General features: G+C 39.1%; 6 protein-coding genes. 2 read left to right on the top strand and 4 right to left on the bottom strand.

Annotated elements, in window-relative coordinates; translation table 11 throughout:
• Both secD and secF read left to right on the top strand, forming a co-directional pair.
• A partial coding sequence (gene secD / locus RAO94_11060; protein MDP8322879.1) for a protein translocase subunit SecD occupies window positions 1–847 on the top strand: 847 nt, incomplete at its 5' end.
• 5 nt (window positions 848–852) lie between these two features.
• Window positions 853–1,809: a protein translocase subunit SecF gene (gene secF / locus RAO94_11055; GenBank protein MDP8322878.1), complete on the top strand. Its 957-nt coding sequence runs from the start codon at window positions 853–855 to the stop codon at window positions 1,807–1,809.
• A gap of 74 nt (window positions 1,810–1,883) precedes the next feature.
• On the opposite strand, the gene lpxA is transcribed toward secF, so the two are convergent.
• The 4 genes from lpxA to RAO94_11035 are packed head-to-tail and all read right to left on the bottom strand — an operon-like array spanning window position 1,884 to window position 5,656.
• Complete coding sequence (gene lpxA, locus RAO94_11050; protein MDP8322877.1) at window positions 1,884–2,660, bottom strand: acyl-ACP--UDP-N-acetylglucosamine O-acyltransferase; 777 nt, start codon at window positions 2,658–2,660, stop codon at window positions 1,884–1,886.
• Window positions 2,661–2,686: 26 nt separating this feature from the next.
• On the bottom strand, window positions 2,687–4,078 hold the full coding sequence (locus RAO94_11045) for a bifunctional UDP-3-O-[3-hydroxymyristoyl] N-acetylglucosamine deacetylase/3-hydroxyacyl-ACP dehydratase (GenBank protein ID MDP8322876.1): 1,392 nt from the start codon (window positions 4,076–4,078) through the stop codon (window positions 2,687–2,689).
• A 1-nt stretch (window position 4,079) separates the two neighbouring features.
• Window positions 4,080–5,117 (bottom strand): UDP-3-O-(3-hydroxymyristoyl)glucosamine N-acyltransferase, encoded by a 1,038-nt coding sequence (gene lpxD / locus RAO94_11040; GenBank protein ID MDP8322875.1) that lies wholly within the window; start codon window positions 5,115–5,117, stop codon window positions 4,080–4,082.
• Between the two features lie 2 nt (window positions 5,118–5,119).
• On the bottom strand, window positions 5,120–5,656 hold the full coding sequence (locus RAO94_11035; protein ID MDP8322874.1) for an OmpH family outer membrane protein: 537 nt from the start codon (window positions 5,654–5,656) through the stop codon (window positions 5,120–5,122).
• Window positions 5,657–6,737 lie beyond the last annotated feature (1,081 nt).

Raw genomic sequence — 6,737 nt, 5'->3', positions numbered from 1 at the left:
TAGCGGAGATAAACTGGATAAGGCTTCAACCAAGATTGGTCAGGGATATGATCCCAAGACTAGTGGCAAACCTTATGTTTCATTGGAATTCAATAAAGAGGGTGCCAAAATATTTAAAACTGTAACGGGACAAAACATTAAACGTCGTCTGGCAATTGTGCTCGATAATGTAGTTTATGTTGCTCCGGTTATTCAAGATAGAATTCCCAGCGGACAGGCCCAGATCACTGGATCATTCAGCCTGGATGAAGTTCAAGATCTTGTGATCGTACTGGAATCAGGAAATCTTCCTGCGCCAGTGAATGTAATTGAAGAAAGAACTGTAGGACCATCACTTGGTAACGATAGTATTCGTGCTGGTGTGAGAGCTGCGTTACTGGGATTGGCACTGGTAGTAGTATTTATGATAATCTATTATGGTTTATCAGGAATAGTGGCAGTAATCGCCCTGATGATGAATATGGGCTTTATCCTGGCGGTATTGACCTCATTGCAGGGAACTTTGACTATGCCGGGAATAGCAGGTTTGATCTTGACCATAGGTATGAGCGTGGATGCAAATGTGATCATTTTTGAGAGGATCAGAGAAGAGTTAAAGTCAGGTAAAACAGTACGTTCAGCAGTAGATGCAGGATTCAGCCGAGCATTGGTAACAATTCTCGATGCGAACCTCACAACCCTGATCACGGCACTTGTACTTTATCAATTCGGTACAGGTCCGATCAAAGGATTTGCAGTAACCCTCTCCATCGGTATTGTCGGTTCAATGTTTAGCGCGATAGTTTTAGCAAAAGCTATTTTTGATGGTATGATCACCAACGTCAACCGGGACAAACTGAGTATATAGGGGGAATGATGAGATTTTTTGGCGAAACTAAAATAAATTTTATAGGCAAACGAAATATAGCTTTTGCAATTTCTGGAGCAGTGATTTTAATTGGTATCATTTTCATGTTCATCAGCGGCTTGAAATACAGTATAGATTTTACTGGTGGATTGTCACTGGAACTTGAGATGACACCTAATACAGAAGCAGCAGCAATAGTATCTATAGAAGATATCAGACAGGTATTAAGAGATGAGGAAATAACTGATACAGAAATCCAGGAATTGCATGATATGGAAGGCAGGAGACTGATACTGATCAAAACTCAGGTTACTGGCGAGGAAGAAGCCCGAACCGGATTTACCAAGGGTGATCGTATCGTTAAGATCCTTCAGAATAAATTCCCTGATAACTACAATCCTGAGACGTTTGTGCGTCAGCAGGACGAAGTGGGACCAAGGATTGGTGAGGAGCTTAAAGGAAAAGCTATACTTGCTATATTCTGGGCTTTAGTGGGAATTATCATATATATCTGGTGGCGTTTTGAATTCACTTTTGGTATTGCAGCTATTGCAGCACTGGTGCATGATATTTTGATCACGGTAGGTATATTTGCCATCTTTGGTAAAGAGGTCAGTCTGCCGGTGGTTGCTGCCCTGCTAACCATCGTGGGATACTCTCTTAATGATACCATTGTGGTGTTTGACAGGATCCGCGAGGATATCAAGAAATATCGTAAACAAACCTATGCGGATATTATCAATAAATCAATCAATGAGACATTGAGCAGAACCATCATTACTTCAGTGACTACTTTCCTGGTAGTACTCTGCCTTTATATCTTTGGTGGCTCAGTGATCAATGATTTTGCTTTTGCTCTTTTGATTGGTGTGGTCGTGGGTACATACTCTTCGATATTTATTGCCAGCCCAATTCTGGTTGGATACTTCAATAAACGCTTAGCATCAAGAAAGAAAAAGTAAATATTTAGAAATAGAAAAACCCCCAGGAATTCCTGGGGGTTTTATTTTTTATCAAAAATTTATTAATTAAGCAATTATCTGCAGATGCCTCTTTCTGCTTTACGGACAAAATCAATGAATTCTATCTGCCAGGGTGCAGGTGATTCAATCTTTTCAGCTTCTGCCATCGCTTGAGCTGTATTATATCCTTTACGGTAGAAAATACGATATATCTCCTTGATCCCCTTGATCTCTTCAGCAGTAAAACCTTTCCTCTGTAAACCTACAGTATTCAATCCATGCAGCTCGTAGGGGAATCCTTCACCTCTGGTGAAAGGGGGGATATCTTTTTTAATGCCGGATTTACCACCAATAAAGGCATACTTGCCAATTTTCACAAACTGATGGATTGCCACCATACCTCCAACGGAAGTAAAATCATCAATAGTGATATGACCAGCGAGATTAACGGCATTTGCCAGAATTACATTATTACCCACATGGCAGTTATGTGCCAGATGTACATACGCCATCAGCAGGCAATTTGAACCAATAGAGGAATCTTCGTCAGTAGTTGCAGATCTATTAAGGGTAACAAATTCTCTAAATGTATTATTGTCGCCAATATTAAGATAAGTAAGCTCGCCATTATATTTAAGATCCTGAGGGTCAGTTCCTGCTGTAGCTCCATGATGAAAAGTGTTATTATCACCCATGCGGGTATGACGGTAGATAAGAACATTGGACATTAATCTATTGCCGTTTCCAAGTATTACATCTTCTCCGATAATGCAGAAGGGTCCTATGTGATTATTATCACCTAATACAGCAGATTCATCAATTATTGCAGAAGGATGGATATAATTCGCCATTTAAGCTCCTAATAAGAATATATTTATTAGCGATTAACTATTTTCGCCATGAAGTCACCTTCGCAGACTTTGGTATCAAACACAAAAGCATCGCCATGCATTTTCGCCAATCCCCGCTTCATAGAGATCACTTTCAGTTCAAAGCGCAAGACGTCTCCAGGTAATACCTGCTTCCTAAAGCGCACATTATCAATTGTAGCGAATAGAGCTAGACTCTCCTGGGGATTATCTACTGAATTCAGCAGCATAATTCCACCAGTTTGAGCCATTGCTTCCACAATAAGAACCCCTGGCATTACTGGATGTCCAGGAAAATGACCCTGAAAGAATTGCTCGTTAGCAGTAACATTCTTGATGCCCACTATGCTCTCACCGGGGACAAATTCAATTACTTTATCCACCAGCAGGAAGGGGTATCTATGAGGTAATATGCGCTGGATAGCATTAATATCAAATACTATATTCTGATTACGCTTTTTCTGGTACTGGATCTGCATCTGCTGCTTCATATAGATTTTCTTAAGTTTCTTCACTAATTCCACATTAGTTTTATGACCAGATCTTGCTGCTAGGATATGTCCTTTGATAGGTACTCCCAAAAGGGCAATATCACCAATCAGATCAAGCACTTTGTGCCTTACAAATTCGTTGTAATAACGCAGAGGTGTATCATTGATCAAGCCATTGGAATTTACACTTATTTCCTGATCCATATGAAAAATATCTTTAAGTTTCTGGATCTGTTCTGGCGGAGTTTCCGGATCTGCTACAACCATAGCATTATCCAAAGAGCCACCCTTGATCAATCCAGCAGCTTTGAGTGCCAGGATTTCATGCAGGAAGCAGAATGTACGAGCAGAAGCGAAATCTTCCTCAAACACTTTTAGTGAAGGCATCCAGGTATATTGAGTACCGACTGCCTGATGCGGATAATCTACCATGAATGTGATTTTAAGACTGTCCGAAGGGACAATAACTATATCCACGCTGTCCGCCGGGGCTGAAAATGAAATTGCTTCAGTGATCTCAAAATATTCTCGAATACTGGATTGTTCCACTATTCCAGCCTGCTTAAGCAATTCCACATATACTATGGCACTGCCATCAGCAACCGGCACTTCTGGTCCTGTGACTTCTATTCGGATATTATCAATTGTTAAACCTTTGATAGCAGCCAGGACATGCTCAATAGTAGCAACAGTGGCTTTTCCAATCCCAATTGTAGTTCCGCGCGATATATCAACTACATGTTCGATATCAGCTGGAATTTCAGGATTACCTTCCATATCTGTTCTGACAAATACCATTCCTGCATTTTCATCTGCTGGTTTAAAAGTTATGGTTGATGTCTCCCCCGAATGTAAACCAATGCCACGGTAACTGACTTTCTTCTTAATAGTTCTTTTGTACTCTCTCATACTATTCAGATTCCTTTAATTTCTTCCGAAAATACTTCACAATCTCAGGAAGATGCTTCTCAGAAGCCATAATTCGTTTGGTTAATCCAGCATCACGAGCGGGATAACCAAAAATCTTTTTCCCGGCAGGAACATTACCAGTAACACCGGATTGAGCACCTACCATAACTTCATCACCGATATAAATGTGACCAGCAGCACCTACTTGACCTGCCAGATAGACCCTGTCACCTATTGTGGTATTGCCAGCAAGTCCTACCTGAGCACAGATGATCGTGCTTTTTCCAATCACGCAATTATGTCCGATCTGAACCAGATTATCAATTTTCGTATTTGCACCAATTACAGTTGATCCCAGAGTTGCCCGGTCAATGCAGCTATTCGCCCCGATTTCCACATCGTCATGGATGATAACATTACCCACCTGCGGTAATTTGAACTGTTTACCCTGATGAAGCAGGAAGCCAAAACCATCTGCCCCCACTACCACTCCACTGTGAAGTATTACTTTATTACCAATCCGGCAATCTTCATAGATATTCACATTAGCATAAAAATGACAGTTTTCTCCAATCTCCACGTTCATGCCGATATAGCAATTAGCACCAATTCTGGTTCCACTGCCGATTTTTACACCCTCTGCAATTACTGTATTTTCACCCAGTTCCACGTCTTTTGCGATTTCGGCTGTTTCATGGATTGCCAAACTTGGATGACGTTCCTTTTTTAATAAAGGTTCATCCAGTTCAAGCCATTTCTGAACCAGCATCATATAAAAAATATAAGGATTTTCTGTTTTAAAAAGATTCGACCCAGTTATCAGTTTCACATCAAAATCAGCAGGGACAAAGATCAAGCCGGCTTTAGTCTGAAGCAATTTATCATAAAATGATTTATTCTGGTAAAAGCAGACAGAGTTTTCATTTGCTTCTTCAAGCTCTGATACGTTATTCAATTCGATAGTTTTCCTCTCAACCAATTCTCCCGGTATCCACTGGGAAATAATGACTGGGGTAAACTCAGACTTAAAGACTTTCATTTCTAATTATCAGTTTCACCATCTGTGAGTTTATTCATTCTTTCAATCACATCATCAGTGATATCCAGACTGGGAACTGCATATAAAATTCCACCAGTAGAGGCATCAAGCACGATATCGATATTGTCATCAGTCGAAATGGCTTCAATTACGTTCTTGAGCTTGTCCAGAATGGGTTCCAGCAATTCAGCATTTTTCTGCATTGCTTTTCCGTTATCACCAAATATCTCATTTACTTTGGCATCTCTCTGGTCAGCGAGTTCTTTGATCCTGTTCTGAGCTTCAGTTTTTCCTTCTTCTCTAAGGATCATTTTCTTCTGCTCATAGTCATCACGCAGTCTTTGGATTTCGGCATCCATTTCTGCTACTTCATCCTGCCAGGCTTGCTGTTCTGCCTGAAAAAGCTGCTGTGCTTCCTGAGTGTCCTGACTTTCCATCATCACTCTATCAGTATCAATATAAGCTATGCTCAAAGATGCTGCATATACTGCGCTACTACCCAGTATTGCCAGTATCACTAATAATATAGTTCTTCTCATTATTCCTCCATAAGGCATCATTATGCCGTAATCTTTTTGATAAAAAGCACTTTCTCTTTGATAACATATTTACGTCAACATAAATTTAAAGCCTGTAAGGAACTACTCCCAGTGATTGATCATGTTTTTTTTATATTTTACTCAGGGGATATTTTATATTCAAGATATGATATTTGTCAGCGATCCTTAAAATCCATTCAGAGATTGTGTTACCAGAGCAAACATCTCTGCTGATTTTTTGCAGTAAATGTAAATAAGTTGTAATCAAGATTCATTTGGATCATGATAAAATAAATTGCTATTAACATAACAAGTGTTATGGGCAGGGGCTGTAACTTACAAAACTTGTTCTAAAAGCCACAGGGAATCCACAGGGAGGGTACTGGGAGTGGAATGTTGGATGTAATAGTATGATAAATTGTGGTATATTAATAAATTACTGGATGAGATGGGATTTTTTAAGATAATTTGATTGTAAATGGTAGTTACAGGATTTAAAAGATTTTTTTTCGAATAATACGATTGGTATATTTTGTAATGTGGTGAGATTTTAACTACAAAAGCCGCTAAATGCCACGATAAAATGTTATAAAAGCAAAATATATTATTTTTCTGTGTAGATAATATTTGTTTTAGATAGGGATCTCCTCTATATGATTCTTCTCTTATTGGGACAGTAAATTATTTTGTGATTTTGGAATATAAATGGGTGGATTCCAGGCTATGTAGTTATGAAGTACATTTATCACTGGATGGTGTAAATTTAACTTGACATCATTTAAGCTGTTGTTCCATATTTGAATTTGTTATTGACTATGTAAATATCTTAGAGGAGATATTGATTATGACTGCTTTCAGGTACTGGTTAATGATTTTGCTAAGTGAATATATATATATATATACGGCGATCAGATCATACACAGCAGGAAGCTTGCAGTCGATTTTCCTGGAAGATCGTTTTAAATTCGGCTGATGGCAAGGGGGTGTCTAATAATTCAATATAGAACACTGATTAGACGGATTTCGCGAATTTACACTGATCCGAAAATGATACTAACTTATTCACTGTTACTAACCTTAT

The sequence above is a fragment of the Candidatus Stygibacter australis genome (assembly GCA_030765845.1).
In the GTDB taxonomy this organism is placed as follows: Bacteria; Cloacimonadota; Cloacimonadia; order Cloacimonadales; family TCS61; genus Stygibacter; species Stygibacter australis.
The sequence above is the reverse complement of the archived record's forward strand: the minus strand, read 5'-3'. Positions and strand labels throughout refer to the sequence as shown.

What these genes read in the sequence shown, in the direction of transcription:
- secF (MDP8322878.1), top strand. Translation starts at nt 853, where the DNA reads ATGATGAGATTTTTTGGCGAAACTAAAATAAATTTTATAGGCAAACGA.
- lpxA (MDP8322877.1), bottom strand. Translation starts at nt 2,660, where the DNA reads ATGGCGAATTATATCCATCCTTCTGCAATAATTGATGAATCTGCTGTA.
- RAO94_11045 (MDP8322876.1), bottom strand. Translation starts at nt 4,078, where the DNA reads ATGAGAGAGTACAAAAGAACTATTAAGAAGAAAGTCAGTTACCGTGGC.
- lpxD (MDP8322875.1), bottom strand. Translation starts at nt 5,117, where the DNA reads ATGAAAGTCTTTAAGTCTGAGTTTACCCCAGTCATTATTTCCCAGTGG.
- RAO94_11035 (MDP8322874.1), bottom strand. Translation starts at nt 5,656, where the DNA reads ATGAGAAGAACTATATTATTAGTGATACTGGCAATACTGGGTAGTAGC.